This is a genomic window from Nitrosomonas communis (assembly GCF_001007935.1).
Classification (GTDB): Bacteria; Pseudomonadota; Gammaproteobacteria; order Burkholderiales; family Nitrosomonadaceae; genus Nitrosomonas; species Nitrosomonas communis.
Genome location: NZ_CP011451.1, coordinates 3017436 through 3035417, shown reverse-complemented (window position 1 = coordinate 3035417; position 17982 = coordinate 3017436). Strand labels below are relative to the sequence as shown.

Sequence of the window (17982 nt, the reverse complement as noted above, 5' to 3'; positions counted from 1 at the left end):
TCCTTAAAAGTAAGCGGGATGATTTACTAATAGCAGTTTATGAAGTTTGGGTTTGAGTTTATCATTCCAAACTTATTGCGACAAAAAATAAGGTAAAAAATGGGTATTGCACAATTAAATAGAGATCATGGCATTGCTGGGCAGGTTGAATTTTTTGAAGGACAGGGTGGTTTTCCATTTATTCGAGTAAAAAACGCTAAGGCCAGTGCACTGATTTCAGTCTACGCCGGTCAGGTGCTTTCTTTTCAGCCGGCTGGTAAAACAGATGATTTGATGTTTCTCAGCCAGAAGGCTTATTATCAGGCAGGAAAAGCAATTAAAGGGGGCGTACCGATTTGCTGGCCTTGGTTTGGCCCTGATCCAGAAGGAAAAGGCCGCGCGGCGCATGGTTTTGTGCGTAACCGCATGTGGGATGTGATTGAAACGAGTGTGACGGCTAATGGTGATAATCAAGTGGTATTAGGATTGGCAGATACACCGGAGACGCAGGCTATCTGGCCACATGCCTTTATTTTGAGACTGGAAATTATAATCGGAGAAACGCTTAATCTAGCACTAGTGACACGCAACACTGGAGATCAGGCAATCTCCATTACGCAAGCCTTCCACACCTATTTCAGTGTGGGTGATATTCATCAAGTCCGTGTTTCAGGGTTGGAGGGCAGGCAGTACCTCGACAAGGCCGATGGGGGACAGCAAAAAATGCAATCAGGTGCTGTGACCATCAGCTCGGAAGTGGATCGCATTTACCTGGATGTCTTAGACGATATCATCGTGCATGATCCTGCTATGAAGCGTCGGATTCATATCGCGTCTCAAGGCAGTCAAACGGCTGTGGTGTGGAACCCATGGGCCAGAATTTCGGCAGAGATGGCTGATTTGCAAGATGACGATTATCTGCGCATGTTGTGCGTGGAAACGACCAATGCCGCCACGGATATCATTACAATACAACCAGGCAGTGAATTTAGACTGATTGCCAATTATCGTATTGAACATATGTGATAATGAGGTTTAGATAAAATCGGGGTTGGAAAAAACGCCGGTTAATCAATCAATCTGTTGTAGTCTCGATAGGGGCATGACGCATGATGTGCGTTTCTTCTGTCTGCTTGCTATTTCCTTTCAAATCAAATATAACACAAAGGTGAGCCCGGGCAGAATAAGGCGACACGGGAAAGCCGACAAAGTTAGATTTGTTTGAGAAACGGAATGAGATCTTCTTTCATAATGCGGATAAGCTGTATTAAGCAAAAGCCAAGAGGGTAAAAATGAAAACCAGACCAAAAATTATTATTTCAACGCTTGATGCGGAGAGATTGGAGAGGCTTATTGATTCATTACCCAGCAATGCTTTCCCGGGTAAGGATGAACTAGAGGCTGAATTGATGCGAGCGGAAGTCGTTGATCCGATGGATGTGCCACCTACTGTGGTGACTATGAATTCTACAGTAAGGTTTAAAGTTGAATCTTCGTCTGAAGAATTTGAATTAACACTGGTCTATCCTAGAGACATTGACGCCAGCGGTAGCAAGATTTCAATTCTTGCGCCGGTCGGCAGTGCGCTGCTGGGTCTTTCTCAAGGAGATGAAATCGAATGGCCAAAACCTGGCGGTGGCGTATTGCGCGTTCGTATCGTAGAAGTCACCTACCAACCTGAACGTGCTGGTGAATATCATCGCTAGAACATCCCTGGCGATAATGCCCCCAATCAAAATAAGGACCTGGGTCGGTTTTACGCGTGGGGGCAATATCGGCATGCCCTGCAATATCGATAATGGGGTAGGCCTTGAGCAAAGAGACCGTGAGCGCAATGAGCTGATCGTACTGAACAGGTTCAAAGGGTAGAGCATCGCTTCCTTCCAATTCAACCCCGATGGAGAAGTCATTACAACGCTCCTTGCCTTGCCAACAGGACACCCCCGCATGCCAGGCGCGCTGTATGCACGGAACAAACTGGATGATTTCCCCATCGCGGCGAATGAAAAAGTGGCTGGAGACCCTGAGATGACGCAATGATTCAAAATAAGGATGCGCTTGCGGATCAAGCTGGTTAGTAAATAACTCGATTACACCATTTCCGCCAAATTCATCCGGTGGCAGGCTGATGTTATGAATTACCAATAAACTGATAGCACATTCAGTTGGGCGTTCATCACAGTTCGGTGAAGAAATGAAACGCACGTTCTCGAGATAACCGGCAGGATTGATTTGCATATGTTGTTTTATTCTGATGACAGAATTTAAGTTATTGAACAGATATAATAAGGCAAAGCAGATGGGGTTGGATTTTATTTATGAATATTTAGATAAGCAGGCTACCTTATGCAGCGGGGGAAATTCATTACTTTAGAAGGCCTTGATGGCGCAGGCAAGAGCACTCATTTGGCCTGGCTGGAAAATTTTTTAGAAGATAAAGGAATTGATGTCGTAACAACACGTGAGCCAGGTGGCACCTTACTGGGTGAGCAATTGCGCACCTTGCTGCTCGATCCTGGTCAGCACATGCATGCGGAAACGGAAGCATTGCTGATGTTTGCAGTACGGCGGGAGCATCTGGATAAAGTTATTCTGCCGTCACTCCATAGAGGGGAGTGGGTCATTTCGGATCGCTTCACTGATGCGAGTTTTGCTTATCAGGGAGGGGGCAGAGGAGTGCCATTCGATAAGTTGCACATACTGGAGCAGTGGGTACAGGGCGTGTTCCAGCCTGATCTTACATTATATTTCGATGTACCGATAGAAATGGCTAGACAGCGTGTGCAATCGGCCAAAATAACTGATCGGTTCGAGAGAGAACAGGATGAATTTTTTCTCCAGGTACGCGCAACTTATCTACAGCGAGCGCAGCAATTTACCGAAAGAATTTGCTTGGTCGATTCAAGCCAACCGCTGCATGAGGTGACAATCGCCTTGGAAGCTATCATCCAGCAAGCATTATTTGAGTGAATCTACCATAGGGTGAGGAATGAGCAAACATACTACGAAAAAGAAGCGATTCGCTCACAAAATGGATTGTTATTCCATTTCTAAATCAAAGCTGACTTTGTCGGCTTCACCTTGCCGTATGATTTATACTGTCTGCGGCTCGCCTTCGCGTCATTTTTGATTTAGAAATGGAATTAGAAATGCAAATGAATGAACTTTATCCCTGGCAATATACTATTTGGCAACAAGTGAGAGGCTCGGTGGCTTTGAAGACACACGCCTTGTTGCTGAAAGGCAGAAAAGGAATAGGCAAACTAGGCTTTGCACGAAGCCTTGCCAAATCATTATTGTGTACGCAGATAACGGTGGAACAGATTGCCTGCGGCGTATGTGCAAGCTGCAAATGGTTTGAGCAGGAAACCCATCCAAATTTTTATTTAATGACACCAGAAGCACTTATTGAATCGTCTGGCGAAGCGGGTTCCGCAAGCAGCGGCATAGACAGGCAAGAGGCAGATCATACCAAATCAGGGAAAAAGCCCAGCCAATATATTACCATCGAGCAAGTGCGAGCGCTGAACGATTTCGTTTATCTTTCAGGTCATCAGGATGGGCTCAAGGTAATTCTGATTCATCCAGCAGAAGCCATGAATGTAGCGTCAGCCAATGCCTTATTGAAGAAACTTGAAGAACCTCCATCCCATATTCTTTTCATTCTGGTGGCGCATCGTGCGCAAGATCTGCTGCCAACCATTCGTAGTCGTTGCCAGCATATTACGCTGCCCATACCTGATGCGGCCACTGCGCGTAAGTGGTTGACACAGCAGGGAGTAGAACATGCCGATATCTGTCTGGCTCTGTCAGGTGCTTCACCTTTGCAAGCTGCGGCATTCAGCCAGCAAGATTATTTTAACCAGCATACAGATTTTATCCGGAAAATCAGCATGCCAGCCAGCTTTGACCCTATTTCTCTGGCCAACAGTCTGCATAAACTGGATTTACCCGAGATTGTCAGTTGGTTACAAAAGTGGTGCTATGACCTGATATGTGTTTGTACCATAGGAAAAATTCGCTACCATGTCCATCAAGAAACCACTATAAGAAAATTGGCCTCAACTGCAGATCCCAAGCTGCTTGCCAGCTTCTGGCGCAATTTGATCATGAGCCAGCAATTAGCGCGTCATCCTCTCAACGCCAAATTGTTTCTGGAAGAGATGCTGCTTTGCTACGTTAAGGTAATGGCGCCGACGCGATACCAGGGTTGATTGCTCTCATCAATCTTCCAGAGATTCTTCTGATAATCTACCTCCTAACGTTTCCAAGGCAGTATAGGCCAAACCTCTCCATTCTTCTCTATCCCAATATCTGATGTAGCGCCTGAATTGACGCTGTGTTGACAGGAGCGGGAAGTCATCAGGATCAAGCTGCGCCCGCATCTCATTGCAATAACGAATAATCTCCTCTTTTGCGTGTGGATCATTGAAATCTGGTACACCATAGGCTACACCGAGCAAAGCGAGCTCGGCCATTGTTGCTAAGGTATACGCCCGATTATCTCCGCTGGCCTTATTCAACTCCCACTCGACAATTTGGCGAGCCGTGATCCACCATTGACCATACTCTTCTGATAAGCATTTAAAAGCTGCACTACTGGTTAAGGCAGGTATGGCTGTAATGGAAAGAAATTGCGTCATCACCCAATAATTATGCGGCTCGAATTCCAAGGCTTCGCGATAGTATGCTTGAGAAGCTTCATAGGCTTTTTTGCTTTCCTTTGCCCACTTCGGAATTTTGCTGGGATCAACCGCATGGTTACTTGCAAGTAATGAATAGGCGATGCCAATACGTTTCTCACTGGCTGCACTCATGCCGAGGCGTTCGGCTTTGATTTCGAAAGATGCCACTGCTTCAGGCTCCTCACGCCATGCTTTGAGTTCGTTACGAATCGACTTGCACAAGAAACCGATTTCTTCTTCAAGTTCAGCAGAATCGAACGTTTGCTGGGTTTGTTCAATCTCGATATTAGCCCCTACCAGTTCATCGATCCGATCAAATTTGACTTCCAGTCGTCTTCTGATTTGTTTGTCGCGGAAGGCATCGACCTGGTCTTCAAAATCTAATGGTACGGTGGCGTAAGCGACGATACTGGCCCAATCATGAGTGCCTGCTGCATCGGTGCGTAAGCGCTGACGTAATTCATAGATGACCCAGCGCGGGTCGTTGCCATCCAGTAGTCGTTGATAAAGTACTTCGGCAGCAATTGCTGAAGCACTCATCCATAGCGGGAACTGTGATGCAATCACCCAGGGAATACCTGCAGCATGCAGTTCATGTGCGATACTGCCACCAGGGGTAAGCATCGATTCGATATTGCCTGAATCACAGGTTGCGAGCGTAACGAGTGTCGGACAGAATTTTGTATTTCCTGATGAATCACGCGCTGTCAGCGCAATGGCAAGCCTTTCACCATCAATGATATCTTTGCTTGAATCAAAATCGCTACATAACGCTACGCCGTAGCGTTTATTACCGGAATTTTCCAAGGGTGCACCATGTGCCAGAATATGTACATGAGTATACTCAGCTTGGGCACATGCTTCACGGATCTGTTTCAAGGTCGCATTAGGCAGGACAGTCAAAATCTTTTTAACATCCTCTACGCGTTCCTTATCCCTCCCTGGGTTTCTGATTTTTACCCACGGTTCGATGGCTGAACGTAGGGCTTGTAAATGAGATTGAGCGGGAACATAAAGTCCATCGGGTTCTGCAAAAGCAAAGAGGATACGGGGTGGCCGGTTCCAATTAATTGGAAGAGGCCGCCCGCGGCGGATTTCTCGTGTGATTGAGATCGGTGCACGTGTTTGTAGGAATAACGGGGAGCCAGAGCCTGGGAATCCATCCACGCCGACGGCAAGCTCAAATGGAACCAGGCCAAGCTCAAACGCAGATAAGGAAAGGCGCAGATGAACCAGTTTTCCGGCTTCCACTGCGGCATTACCCAATTCGGAAAGCAACGCTGGAATCTGACCGAGCACTCTCCCAATCGCTTCACCTAAATCACGAACTTCAGCCTGGCGTTGCTCATCCTTGGCGGGGTCCTTATCGGATTCATAACGTAACCTGCGCAAGCGCATTAATAATTGTCGGTGCTCAAATGGCATTTGCACCGTCACTGGCCCTTCTTCGCCACATAACGCAATATATGGCGTAAGGGGAGAGAGTAACTGATTGTGCGAGGGTCCCGGTCTGAGAAATTCAAGTTTGACTTTTTGGATGGCTTTGCTGGGAATAGTGCTCATATCATTACTCCGGGAATTTTTTTATCTCAAGAGGTAGGCCTGAGCCGTCACCCACAACATGGGTCAACCTCCCAACTACTTTACCGCTTTCTTCTTTGATCGATATAGCGCTGGTCTGGTCCATCACAAATGGCTGATTATCAAATCTTGCCTGATCAATCGCTTCCATTTTTCCATTGATGAGTACATCGTATACTGGTTTGAAGGAAGCTGTGTTTTTTAACATGGCTTCGGTAAACTGTAACAAACGAATCCAGGTACCACTATTGAAATAATAGCGCCCGCCTCCCATGTTGATGGCACGTTCAAGATGCGTGTGACCGGTAATAATAAAGTCAATGGATGATCCGACTGCGGCCGTCACCTGTTTGTAAGTATCATCCTGATCGGAAATATCAAATGTTTTGTCATCTTCCAACCAGTCTTTAAGCGCACGACGCAGTGCTTCATCTTTACCGACACCCCTCATCCAACCAGTTAAACTATCCCAGATGAGTTGTGGTGTGCCTAAGGTGCTGTTAGCGGTTAAGACAGTCTGTGCACCAGTACGAAAGCTCTTTTCCGCAGCGAGCAACATGTCATCAGCGCTACGGGTGTCAGTTGCGGTAGCGCCTAATACACCAGCTTTAAGGTTGGGCCCTAATAAACGATCGGCGGTAAATGGGATGGCAGCATCCTGACTGGGCTGGTGAAAGCCTTCAGCGGAAAGCCGTTGATCAATTTGCTTTTGTCCTTCTACCTTTTCACCCACAATCGGTAGCAGCTTATTGATTTTACTTGCTTGTGATGGGTCAAGTACCAATAAGGTACCGACGGCGGCAGATGTTTCTGGTTTAAGCAGATCGATCCAGGCAAACTTGCGCTTCACTTCATTCATGATATCTTTAACCATGCGCGTACCGGCATTGGGGTACCATTCGCTGGGACTAAGTGAACGGCCCACATTCAAGCGTCGCCCCACTTTTGCGAGATCTTCATAACGGTTGTAATTCCACGCATCCACTTCATTCCCGTGAGTACAATAGATGTGTGCATTTCCAACCATGCAGGTGTAGCCTGCGCCGGTTGTGCAAAATTCAATGCGTGCGCGCGCTGTTTGATCAGCTCCTGCCAGATACGTGATAATCAGGCGTTGTACCACAGGAAAAGATAATTCAATATCGTGATTGCCAATGATAATGATCAGGGTGCGTCCTTCCGATTTGACAAAATCAGCCAAAGCTTTCCAGATATTGGAAAAAGATGCATCTTTCATGATTCGCTGTACGGTGGCAATGGCTTCATCAGTGGCCACATAGCCGTGAATGTCTTCTGCCAATGTATCGATGATATCGCCATTCAATATCAATGCCACGCGTCCGCCAGGCCGTTGCTGTCCGACCCAACCGATATAGTTGGCGAGGCGCTCGGTTTCACGCAAAATTTGAAAATCTACCTTATTGCCACCCATGTGAATGTCTGAAATAACATGGATTTCGTCGTATTCTGGAAAATCGCTCATATCCTTATCTTATTAAATTAAGTAATCACAGCCCCATTTTTTTATTCAGAAAATTAATCTTTTGTCTCTACCTGAATTAATGGCTCAGATTCAATCATTTTTATGACTGCTGGCTTACGTCGTTGTCTCTTGGGAGAAGTCAGATCTTCCATTGCTTCAGAAATTTTATCAGGGGCGGTCTCAATCATGATTAAGCCACTTTTGGACAAATCCGGGAATTCGGAAGCCGGACATGGCTCAGCCGGCTCATCCGATTGAGGCGAGCTGGGTGGGGAAGCAGATAATTCCTGTTCTGCTGGCGTCGAGATGTGCTTGAATGGCAAATCAAATTGTGGAATAGGAGCAGGTGGTGCTGTTGCTGGCAGATCAGGAGAATAATCGGCTGATTCAGATTTCTCGCTGGTTTCACTCATTTCAGTGAGGACACTTTCTGCCTTAAAAGTAATGAGTTTGGGCGCTGATGCCTGATCATTTAAGTGGCTTTCAGATTGACTTTCAGGCTGAGTTTCTTCCAAGGAAGCGGCTTCCTCAGTATCAGCTACTTTATGCAGACGTGATCGCTCAGAGCGATCACGCTGCCGCCCTCCACGACGGCGGCGTGAACGACCACGCTCTTCACGTTCTTCCATTTGCTCAGGTAATGCCTCAACTGGCGAGATGCCTTCTTCGGTCGGTACTTCTACCTCTGTATGTACTTTTTCTTCACGCGGCGGATGGGCTTGTTTTCTTCGCGCAAGCTGACTATCACGACTTTTCTGTACGGCTCTTCCATGGGGTTCAGAAGCAATCTGCTCTTCTAGCAGGACACCCGCAGGCTCTTGGGGCAATTCTTGCAGAGGCTCATGTAGATCATGATGCTTGCGTTGTTCATGAGTAAGGAGCTCTTTACTGCGGCCACCACGACCACGATCCCGACGTCCCCGACCCCGTTCGTGACGCTGGGATTTCTCTTTATGGCTGGGTGGAGCAGGTTCTTCTGGCGCATGCTCCTGGCTGGTTGGTTTGAACCAGCCAAAGAATTTATCCAAGAATGAGGCTTGTTCGCGAGTTTTTTCTTCACGTGCTGGCGCAGGTTGCGTGGGTGTAATTCCTTTTACTGCGGCCTGTGGACGTGTTGGCTTGGCTTCCTGCGCTGTCGGCAGAATAATTTCCTCTGCAACTTTCTCTACCATCTCATAACTGGCTTGTATTTCAGTTGATTTCATATCCTCCTGGCGTAGCCGAGTAATTTTATAATTGGGCGTTTCCAAATAGATATTCGGAATGAGGATAATATTAACTTTCAGGCGTGCTTCGATACTATGGATATCAGAACGTTTTTCATTTAACAGAAAAGTAGCCACATCGACAGGAAGCTGCACATGCAGGGCACTGGTATGCTCTTTCATCGCTTCTTCCTGAATAATTCTGAGAATATGCAGAGCGGATGAATCAGTACCACGGATATGTCCCGTACCATGGCAACGTGGGCAGGTGATATAGTTGCTTTCTCCAAGCGATGGACGTAGGCGCTGGCGCGATAGCTCCAATAATCCAAAGCGTGAGATTTTTCCGACCTGGACACGTGCACGATCATGATGCAGCGCTTCATGCAGACGTGATTCCACCTCCCGCTGGTTACGGGCGACTTCCATGTCAATAAAATCAATGACCACCAATCCCCCTAAGTCGCGTAAACGCAGCTGCCGGGCAACTTCGTCTGCAGCTTCCAGATTGGTATTAAGTGCGGTGCTTTCGATGTCAGCACCTCGAATGGCTCGTGCTGAATTGACATCGATAGATACGAGCGCTTCTGTGTGATCAATGACGATAGCTCCGCCTGAAGGCAGGGATACCTGCCGGGAGTAAGCCGTTTCTATCTGGTGTTCAATCTGGAAGCGAGAGAATAGGGGGATATCATCCTGATACAGTTTGAGACGATCGACATTGTCTGGCATGACGTGAGCCATGAATTGGCACGCTTGTTCATAAATTTCAGAATTGTCGATCAGAATTTCACCGATTTCGTGATGAAAATAATCGCGAATGGCACGAATAACGAGACTGCTTTCCTGATAAATCAGAAAGATACCGCTTTGATTCTTAGCAGCTTCTTCAATCGCGTACCAAAGCTGGGTCAAATAATTTAAATCCCACTGCAACTCTTCTTCATTGCGGCCAATGCCTGCAGTACGTGCAATAATGCTCATCCCGGGCGGAATCTGCAGGTGCGAGATGACATCCCGCAGCTCAGTTCTCTCTTCTGCGGTGATGCGGCGGGATATCCCTCCACTATGCGGATTATTGGGCATCAGCACGAGATAACGCCCTGCCAGGGAAATGTAGGTAGTTAATGCAGCACCTTTCGTGCCACGCTCATCCTTATCAACTTGAACAATCAGCTCCTGACCTTCTCGGAGTAAGCTTGGAATATGATGACCCGGTAAATCAGGGCTCTCACCGAAGCAGGTGGGGGAGATTTCCTTATAAGGCAAAAAACCATGGCGGTCTCCACCATAATCAACAAAAGCGGCTTCTAATCCTGGTTCTAAGCGGGTAATCACTCCTTTATAAATATTGCCTTTACGTTGTTCTTTACCAATTGTCTCAATATCGAGATCAATCAGTTTTTGTCCATCTACAATTGCGACACGCAACTCTTCTGGCTGTGTCGCATTGAATAACATGCGTTTCATTTTATGCCTCCCGCGCTCAATTCACGGGCAGATTGCTGCATATCAGGCAGCATAGCTTCCTATCGTTTACGCATAATAGAATTTATTGTTCAGTAATTGGATCATGGTATTAGGAAAGGACGGTATGGAGTGGTTATAGTGGTACATCGCAGTATCGCGGAGCTTAACCCCTTGAGTTTTTCTCGATGATAGGGAGCCACGCCAAGATTTGCCTGGCTTGTTATATGGGAGCTCATGCTCTGGGTGCTTCCAACACTCTTTCTCTTATTCAGACCTTTTTTATTTTTCCCTTCCGTGAAGATTGGCCAATTTCTAGCGTGTAGCTTGGTTCCTGTAAATTGTGGAAACAGGATTGAAATCAAGTTATACAAGGTTTCGACAAAGTCTATCCCGTCGGCGGGTACTACGAAACCGGAAACTAAATTCATATGTGCTTTGAGCGCGCAAATCAATTACTATCGCTACTTTAGGTGGTGAGCGACATTAACCAAATCAGTGCTGATTTTCTTCAACACTTCAAAACTTTAAACCTATCGAGTGAGTTAACCATTACCCGGTGTCATTATGCTCATCATGTAATTAGTACATGATTTATGTAGTATATGGGTAAATATGTGAATTCTAAATGAAGAGTATAGGTAAAATTAATACGTTAAACAAAAATATTATGCCAGATATGGTCATTGTAGAAAATATCAATGAAGAAGCCGATGGGCAACGCATTGATAATTTTTTCTTCAAGCGTTTTAAAAGGGTGCCCAAGAGTCACATTTATCAACTCCTGCGCAGCGGTCAGGTACGTGTCAACAGTAAGCGAATCAATGCAGATTATCGCTTGCAGCAGAATGATAAGGTGCGTATTCCGCCCATCAGAACATTCCAAAGCGCTCAAAAAATAATAAAACCTCCGCTTGCTGCTTTTGAAGTGTTGTTTGAAGATGAATGGCTGTTGGCTATTAATAAACCCTCCGGCATCGCAGTGCATGGTGGTAGTGGCATAAGTTATGGTGTGATCGAACAGTTACGCGCTCATCACTCTGACTGGAAATTCCTGGAACTGGTACATCGCCTGGATCGGGAAACCTCTGGCGTTCTGCTGCTGGCCAAGAAACGCAGCGCATTGGTCGAGGCACATCGACAGATTCGAGAGGGAATCGTCCAAAAACGTTATTCGGTAATGGTCAAGGGAAGATGGCGCAATGCTAAACAAAGTGTGAAATTATCACTTAATAAATTTGTTACCGCTGACGGTGAGCGACGTGTCATGGTGATGTCAGGGAAGAATGAGGAAAAAAAAGAATTGCCAGCTCATACCGTGTTTACTTTGAAAAAAAATTGGCAAAACTTCAGCTTGCTCGAAGCAGAATTAAAAACCGGCCGTACCCATCAAATTCGGGTCCATTTGGCACACCTAGGTTTTCCGATTGTAGGGGATGATAAATATGGCGATTTTGAGTTGAATAAAAAACTGATGAAAGGGAAACAAAGGCTTGCTTTAAAACGCATGTTTCTGCATGCGGCTAGTTTGAAGATGACGCATCCAGCAACCGGGGAATATATTGGCCTCGAAGCGGCATTACCCAATGATCTGACAACTTTTCTGCAGAGATTGGATGAGGAGAATCCTGTTACCAGGCCGTAAAAACGAGCTTACGAGTTTTCCCATGGAACTGCATTTCGCCCACCTCGCGCTTGGGGCGCTTGCTTTGTTTCTTCACAGCTTGTGAACAATCTACGGACATCCTGTTTTTTCTTATCAAATTAGTTATCAAATGCGGGTTCGAGTTGTATGCTTTTCTGCACAGTAGAGTAGTTTGATTCCAGCATCGGGTATAACACTTCCCATACATTTTCTGTAATCAACTTTTGAGCAGCTACGTCCGGATGAATGCCATCCGCTTGAAAAAACTCGCGCTTATCTCCAAATCCGTCCAGCAGAAAAGGAACTAGCTTTAATTGATAGCGCTCAGCAAGCTGGGGATAAATATTGCGGAACTTTTGGGTGTAGGCTGTGCCATAATTGGGCGGTAGTTGCATCCCAGCGAGTAAAGGCGTGACATTATTTCGCTGACAAACTTGAATGATGGCCTCTAGATTATCATGGATAGATTGAATGGATGCGCCGCGTAAACCATCATTACCACCTAATTCAATGATGACGATGTCCGGTTGATGCGTTTTGAGTGCTTGCTCAATACGATGACGTCCCCCCAGCGTTGTTTCACCGCTGATACTGACATTGATGACTTGATAATGAGGGGAGAGCGCCTGCATTCGTTGTTTGAGCAGATTAACCCATCCAACTTCTGCTGGCAAACCATAGCCGGTCGATAAGCTATCTCCAAAAATCATGACAGTGATGCCATTAGCTGGGTTAGCTACGGCATAAGACGTAATAGGGAATAGAAAAAAAAGAATGATCAAAAAATTTTTCATGATGAATAATCGTGCTAAACAAATGGCACATCCTATCGTGCGAACAGACTCCCTTACTAAACAAGTCGATACCGGCGATAATCGACTAACGATTTTGCAGGATATCTCCCTGAAAGTAAATGCAGGCGAATCGATCGCTATAGTAGGTGCTTCTGGTTCGGGAAAATCTACCTTACTTGGACTATTGGCCGGTCTGGATGTTCCGACCAGTGGCCATGTTTACCTGGATGGTGAGGATATTTTTCTGCTGGATGAGGATGAACGGGCGGCTTTACGCAGTAGATTGCTTGGTTTTATGTTTCAGTCATTTCAATTACTGCCTGCGTTGACCGCTATCGAGAATGTAATGTTGCCATTGGAGCTTGCCGGTATAAATGATGCGAGACGGGCAGCACAGGCATTGCTTGAGCGTGTCGGACTGGGAATGCGGCTTAAACATTATCCGCGGCAGCTTTCGGGCGGTGAACAGCAACGTGTTGCGATTGCTCGTGCTTTCGTAACTCAGCCGAAAATGTTATTTGCCGATGAGCCAACGGGTAACCTCGATTCTGCAACGGGTGCACAAATTATCGAACTGATGTTTGAGTTAAATCGGGAACGAGGAACCACGCTAGTGCTCGTGACTCATGATGAAGCTTTATCTACTCGCTGCTCGCGGCAAATACGAATGGCCAGCGGTAGAATAATCCATTGAAAAGATATGGCTCTATATTCAGATCATTTTTGATAGAGTAATGACAAATAAGGTATCGGCAGCAGCAATTTCCCAGAAGGATTCGGCCGCTGGCAAAGGTTATTCGAGGATGGCTTTCATCAGTTTTTTGCTCATTGTACTGGCAGCGGGTTTTTGGTTTTTGCGAACTCATGATTCAGCTGCCAATCGCATCCCAAAAAATGAAGTAAGTGTCATGCCGATTCCAGTCGTAGCAACCCTGACTTCGCAACGGGATGTGCCGGTCAAATTTAAGACTAAAGGTACCGTATCGCCTATACAAATAGTTGAGGTACGGCCGCAGGTCGCAGCCGCGATCAAAACAGTTCATATCAAGGAAGGCCAGTTCGTGGCTAAGGGCGAACGATTGTTTACCCTTGATACACGTGCCGAGGAAGCCAATCTAGCTAAATCCGCTGCGCAGCTCGCCAAGACAAGGGTCGAATTGCATAATGCAATGCGTCAGCTCCATCGCCAACAGGAATTGTTTCACAAAAATTTTATTTCTCAGGCAGCACTGGATGTTGCAGAAAACCAGGTTGAGTTGTTGCAGAATCAACTGAAATTTGATGAGGCTGCTGTGCAGGTAGACCGTGTTACCCGTGGTTATGGAGAGATAGTGGCACCGATTGCAGGCCGGACGGGCGCTATCCAGGTTTATCCCGGCAGTCTGGTCCGACCGGAAGCTTCTCTGCTGGTAAGCATTACCCAGATTGATCCGATTTATGTGAGTTTTGTGTTGCCTGAACGTGAATTAGCCACTCTGAAACAAGCGCTTGCCAAAGGAGAAGTAACCGTTAGTGCCCAGCTTAACCTTTCTGACAAACAGGAGCGAGAGGGACGTATCGTATTTATTGATAGTGCAGTCGATACGGCCAGTGGCACGATCCAGATCAAAGCCGAATTTGCTAATGCAGACGGAAAGTTCTGGCCTGGCATGTTTGCTAATGTGACGTTGATCGCCAGTATATTGCCTAAGGCATTAACCGTCCCCACTCAGGCGCTACAAACCGGACCCAACGGTCAGCTTGTTTTTGTCGTGGGAGAAGATAATAAAGCAATGCCCCAACGAGTTGATGTCAAGTTGATCCAGGAGGGTATTGCGGTGGTAAAAGGGATAGAAGCGGGTCAGTGTGTCGTGATTGAAGGAGCTCAGCATCTTCGTGCTGGTACTACGGTAAACCCGAGCAGAACTTGCGGGCAAGTGTCTGATTCTGATCAGGGTGGGTTGAGATCGGATTCTGGCAATAACAATACTCCATCCCCTTCACTCCTTCCATCGCTCTAAATAAGCAATGAATCTGGCCGAATTATGTATACGCCGTCCGATAATGACAATATTGTTGTCATTGACAGCCGTCATTGCGGGCATTCTGGCTTATAGCGGTGTTCCTATTGCAGCATTACCCCGTTTTGATACCCCTACCATTACCGTCAATGCGGTGTTACCGGGGGCAAGCCCGGATACGATGGCCTCAGCTGTGGCTACTCCTCTTGAGCGTCAGTTTTTAGCGATTGCGGGTTTATCAGTCATCAGCTCAACCAGTACGCAGGGGACTACCGTGGTCACGCTGGAATTTAACCAGGATCGTGATATGGACGGTGCAGCAGTGGATGTGCAAGCGGCACTATTGCGGGCGCAGCAATCGCTGCCGGTTGAAATGACCACAATGCCTTCCTATCGCAAAGTCAATCCAGCCGATACGCCGGTTACCATCCTTTCGCTGACATCAGAAACGATGCCATTACCCGAGCTGAATAATTTTGCTGATAAGCTGATTGTACCGGCTTTGTCTACGCTGCCGGGCATCGGTGAAATACGACCTAATGGTCAGAAAAAGTATGCCGTACGCGTGCAGGTCAATCCACTGGCACTGGCCGCGCGCAACTTAACAGTGGATGATATCGCAGATGCATTGGCGCGAGCCAATGACAATTCGCCTGTGGGTACACTGGATGGGCTTCGTCAGACCTTGATCGTTCAGGCTAATCGCCAGCTTGATAACGCGGATGCCTTTGCAGAGTTGATTGTTGCTACCACGCCCAACGGTCATCCGGTTAAATTATCAGACGTGGCCATGGTGGAAAATAGTGTGGAATCGGTCAAGACTGCGAGCTGGACAAATGGCCAGCCATCCATCGGCTTGCTTGTTTATGCACAGCCTGGAGCGAATGTCGTAGCCGCTTCCGATGCTGTCAAGGTCGCCTTACCGAAAATAAGTGCGCAATTACCTGCTTCGGTGCAATTGGCCTTTTATCTTGATCGCTCCCAATCTATCCGGGATGCGATTTTTGATGTGCAACTGACTTTTGGCTTAACCGTTGCGCTGGTGATTCTGGTCATGTTCCTGTTCCTGCGTAAACCTGCTGTCACGCTTATTCCCGCGTTATCGTTACCGATTTCATTGCTGGGTACGGTGATGCTGATGCGCGTTTTTGACTATACGCTCGATAATATTTCCCTGCTGGCCATTACCCTCGCTGTTGGGCTGGTGGTGGACGATGCTATTGTGATGCTGGAAAACATCGTGCGACATATCGAAAATGGCTTGCCGCCAATGCAGGCAGCATTACGTGGCTCGAAAGAGATTACCTTTACCATCCTCTCCATTTCGATTTCGCTGGTAGCTGTTTTCATCCCGGTTTTTTTCATGCCAGGGGTTATCGGCATGATGTTTCACGAATTTGCTGCGGTCGTCAGTATTGCAGTACTGGTATCGGCTGTTGTTTCGCTCACGCTGGTTCCCATGATGGCAAGTCGTTATCTGGTATTGGATTCATCAGATGGATGGAGTATGAGATTGACGCAATGGTTTGAGAACGGATTTAATCATCTGTTGGCAGCCTATACCTATGTGCTGGACTGGGCGTTGCGTCATCGGCGCACCGTGCTGACAATTGCCCTGAGTACCTTTGTTGCGGCGGGTATACTCTTTCTGGTGCTGCCCAAAGGATTCTTTCCCGAAGAAGATACGGGCCGAATCATGATTTCGATTGAAGCAGCAGAAGATATTTCCTTTCCCGCCTTGACCCGCTTGGTAGAACAAACCAGTGAAATCATTCAGGCTCATCCCTTTGTTGATAATAGCATTACCTTTACCGAAGGCGCTAACAACGCACGTATGTTTATCGGCCTCAAACCGCGTAGCGAACGCCCCGTGATGAGCAAAGTGCTGGAAGTATTGCGTAAAGAAGTACGCGGTATGGCTGGCGTCAGGATATTCATGACGCCCTCGCAAAATCTGAGGATTGGCAGTATGCCCAGTAAGAGCCGCTATCAATACGTGATGCGCAGCGTACGGACTGAGGATTTGTATGCGGCAGCAGATGCTGTCATGTCACGTATGCAGCAGCACGCCGTGTTCCGGGATGTGACGAGTGATATGAAACTCAAAGGGTTACAAGCGCGGCTCGAAATTGATCGTGATAAAGCCAATTTACTGGGTGTAGAAGTCGCTGCGATTCGGTCAGCGTTGTACAGTGCTTTTGGCGAGCGGCAGGTTTCGACCATTTTCACCTCAAGCGATAGTTATCGCGTCATTCTGCAAGTGGCAGGGGAGTATCGTACCGATGAGAGTGCTTTTGATAACATTCACTTGCGAGCAAAAAATGGTGCGCTCGTACCGTTATCGAGCGTGGCAACGGTAGTGCGCGAAATGGGGCCGCTGGCAATCAATCATGTGGGGCAGCTTGAATCTTTGACCATCTCATTTAATCTTGCGCCAGGCGCTGCTTTGGGGGAAGCTGCTAAACTGATCGAACAATTCAAACATGAAATCAATCTACCTGACAGCATTCTGACCAGCTTTGCTGGCGATGCGGCAGCTTTTCAATCCTCCCAGACAAGCCAGCTCATCCTGATTGTGGCGGCACTGCTGGTTATTTATGTGTTACTCGGGGTGCTCTATGAAAGCTATATTCATCCCATTACGATTCTTGCAGGTCTTCCTTCCGCAGCGGTGGGTGCGCTGGGTATTTTATGGTTTTTCAATATCGAGCTTTCTGTCATGGCTATGATCGGTATTTTATTGCTGATCGGTATTGTGAAGAAAAACGCCATCATGATGATCGATTTTGCACTGGACGCCCAACGGGAGCAACATCTGACACCCTACCAAGCAATTCATACAGCTTGCCTGCTTCGTTTTCGTCCAATTATGATGACCACACTCGCTGCTATGATGGGTGCGCTGCCGATTGCCCTTGGTCTCGGTGCCGGCGCCGAGTTGCGGCAACCGCTCGGGCTGGCAGTGATAGGGGGCTTATTGTTTTCCCAAGTGATCACCTTGTTTATTACCCCGGTGATTTACCTGTATCTGGACCGATTCTCAGGCAGTCGGCAGACACCTGTCAACGAACAGTCTAAGCAGCCTCGCGCGCTGCTTCCTGAGTGATTGACCACTACCGAAGTCATTTCCTTGCCCAATCAAA

General features: G+C 47.1%; 13 protein-coding genes. 8 read left to right on the top strand and 5 right to left on the bottom strand.

From position 1 onward, the window contains the following. The first annotated feature begins 99 nt into the window (after positions 1-99). Both AAW31_RS13695 and rnk read left to right on the top strand, forming a co-directional pair. Positions 100-1005, top strand: coding sequence for a D-hexose-6-phosphate mutarotase (locus AAW31_RS13695; protein WP_046850654.1), 906 nt, complete (start codon positions 100-102; stop codon positions 1003-1005). 266 nt (positions 1006-1271) lie between these two features. Next, a complete protein-coding gene (gene rnk, locus AAW31_RS13690; protein ID WP_046850653.1) occupies positions 1272-1685 on the top strand; it encodes a nucleoside diphosphate kinase regulator in 414 nt (137 codons plus the stop codon). Here the strand turns inward: rnk and ampD are convergent. Next, positions 1645-2217, bottom strand: coding sequence for a 1,6-anhydro-N-acetylmuramyl-L-alanine amidase AmpD (gene ampD, locus AAW31_RS13685; protein WP_046850652.1), 573 nt, complete (start codon positions 2215-2217; stop codon positions 1645-1647). The genes rnk and ampD overlap by 41 nt on opposite strands. A 108-nt stretch (positions 2218-2325) precedes the next feature. Between ampD and tmk the strand changes: the two genes are divergently transcribed. Together tmk and holB are read left to right on the top strand one after the other, a co-directional pair. Beyond that, complete coding sequence (tmk, locus tag AAW31_RS13680; RefSeq protein ID WP_046850651.1) at positions 2326-2949, top strand: dTMP kinase; 624 nt, start codon at positions 2326-2328, stop codon at positions 2947-2949. Positions 2950-3128: 179 nt separating this feature from the next. Next, positions 3129-4193 (top strand): DNA polymerase III subunit delta', encoded by a 1065-nt coding sequence (gene holB / locus AAW31_RS13675; RefSeq protein WP_309567361.1) that lies wholly within the window; start codon positions 3129-3131, stop codon positions 4191-4193. Positions 4194-4202: 9 nt separating this feature from the next. On the opposite strand, the gene AAW31_RS13670 is transcribed toward holB, so the two are convergent. The 3 genes from AAW31_RS13670 to AAW31_RS13660 are packed head-to-tail and all read right to left on the bottom strand — an operon-like array spanning position 4203 to position 10403. Beyond that, positions 4203-6227, bottom strand: coding sequence for a CHAT domain-containing protein (locus tag AAW31_RS13670; RefSeq protein WP_046850650.1), 2025 nt, complete (start codon positions 6225-6227; stop codon positions 4203-4205). Between the two features lie 4 nt (positions 6228-6231). After that, a complete protein-coding gene (locus AAW31_RS13665) occupies positions 6232-7728 on the bottom strand; it encodes a metallophosphoesterase (RefSeq protein WP_046850649.1) in 1497 nt (498 codons plus the stop codon). A gap of 53 nt (positions 7729-7781) precedes the next feature. Continuing rightward, positions 7782-10403 carry an Rne/Rng family ribonuclease gene (locus AAW31_RS13660; RefSeq protein ID WP_046850648.1) on the bottom strand — a complete coding sequence of 874 codons (2622 nt, stop codon included), beginning with the start codon at positions 10401-10403 and terminating at the stop codon, positions 7782-7784. Between the two features lie 625 nt (positions 10404-11028). Here AAW31_RS13660 and AAW31_RS13655 point away from each other — a divergent pair. Beyond that, a complete protein-coding gene (locus AAW31_RS13655; RefSeq protein ID WP_046850647.1) occupies positions 11029-12045 on the top strand; it encodes an RluA family pseudouridine synthase in 1017 nt (338 codons plus the stop codon). A 119-nt stretch (positions 12046-12164) separates the two neighbouring features. On the opposite strand, the gene AAW31_RS13650 is transcribed toward AAW31_RS13655, so the two are convergent. Then, positions 12165-12827 carry an arylesterase gene (locus AAW31_RS13650; RefSeq protein WP_407667742.1) on the bottom strand — a complete coding sequence of 221 codons (663 nt, stop codon included), beginning with the start codon at positions 12825-12827 and terminating at the stop codon, positions 12165-12167. 10 nt (positions 12828-12837) lie between these two features. On the opposite strand from AAW31_RS13650, the gene AAW31_RS13645 reads away from it, so the two are divergent. Genes AAW31_RS13645 through AAW31_RS13635 form a run of 3 tightly spaced genes read left to right on the top strand, consistent with a single transcriptional unit; the run spans position 12838 to position 17945 of the window. Further along, complete coding sequence (locus tag AAW31_RS13645) at positions 12838-13533, top strand: ABC transporter ATP-binding protein (RefSeq protein WP_046850645.1); 696 nt, start codon at positions 12838-12840, stop codon at positions 13531-13533. Between the two features lie 40 nt (positions 13534-13573). Next, positions 13574-14839, top strand: coding sequence for an efflux RND transporter periplasmic adaptor subunit (locus tag AAW31_RS13640; RefSeq protein WP_235264385.1), 1266 nt, complete (start codon positions 13574-13576; stop codon positions 14837-14839). Positions 14840-14846: 7 nt separating this feature from the next. Beyond that, on the top strand, positions 14847-17945 hold the full coding sequence (locus AAW31_RS13635) for an efflux RND transporter permease subunit (protein ID WP_046850644.1): 3099 nt from the start codon (positions 14847-14849) through the stop codon (positions 17943-17945). The last annotated feature ends 37 nt before the right edge of the window (positions 17946-17982 follow it).

Bases quoted from the DNA above. Each gene is read 5' to 3' on its own strand.
- AAW31_RS13655 (WP_046850647.1), top strand. From the start codon at position 11,029: ATGAAGAGTATAGGTAAAATTAATACGTTAAACAAAAATATTATGCCA.
- AAW31_RS13695 (WP_046850654.1), top strand. From the start codon at position 100: ATGGGTATTGCACAATTAAATAGAGATCATGGCATTGCTGGGCAGGTT.
- AAW31_RS13665 (WP_046850649.1), bottom strand. From the start codon at position 7,728: ATGAGCGATTTTCCAGAATACGACGAAATCCATGTTATTTCAGACATT.
- AAW31_RS13670 (WP_046850650.1), bottom strand. From the start codon at position 6,227: ATGAGCACTATTCCCAGCAAAGCCATCCAAAAAGTCAAACTTGAATTT.
- tmk (WP_046850651.1), top strand. From the start codon at position 2,326: ATGCAGCGGGGGAAATTCATTACTTTAGAAGGCCTTGATGGCGCAGGC.
- holB (WP_309567361.1), top strand. From the start codon at position 3,129: ATGCAAATGAATGAACTTTATCCCTGGCAATATACTATTTGGCAACAA.
- AAW31_RS13645 (WP_046850645.1), top strand. From the start codon at position 12,838: ATGATGAATAATCGTGCTAAACAAATGGCACATCCTATCGTGCGAACA.
- AAW31_RS13635 (WP_046850644.1), top strand. From the start codon at position 14,847: ATGAATCTGGCCGAATTATGTATACGCCGTCCGATAATGACAATATTG.
- ampD (WP_046850652.1), bottom strand. From the start codon at position 2,217: ATGCAAATCAATCCTGCCGGTTATCTCGAGAACGTGCGTTTCATTTCT.
- AAW31_RS13640 (WP_235264385.1), top strand. From the start codon at position 13,574: ATGACAAATAAGGTATCGGCAGCAGCAATTTCCCAGAAGGATTCGGCC.
- AAW31_RS13660 (WP_046850648.1), bottom strand. From the start codon at position 10,403: ATGAAACGCATGTTATTCAATGCGACACAGCCAGAAGAGTTGCGTGTC.
- rnk (WP_046850653.1), top strand. From the start codon at position 1,272: ATGAAAACCAGACCAAAAATTATTATTTCAACGCTTGATGCGGAGAGA.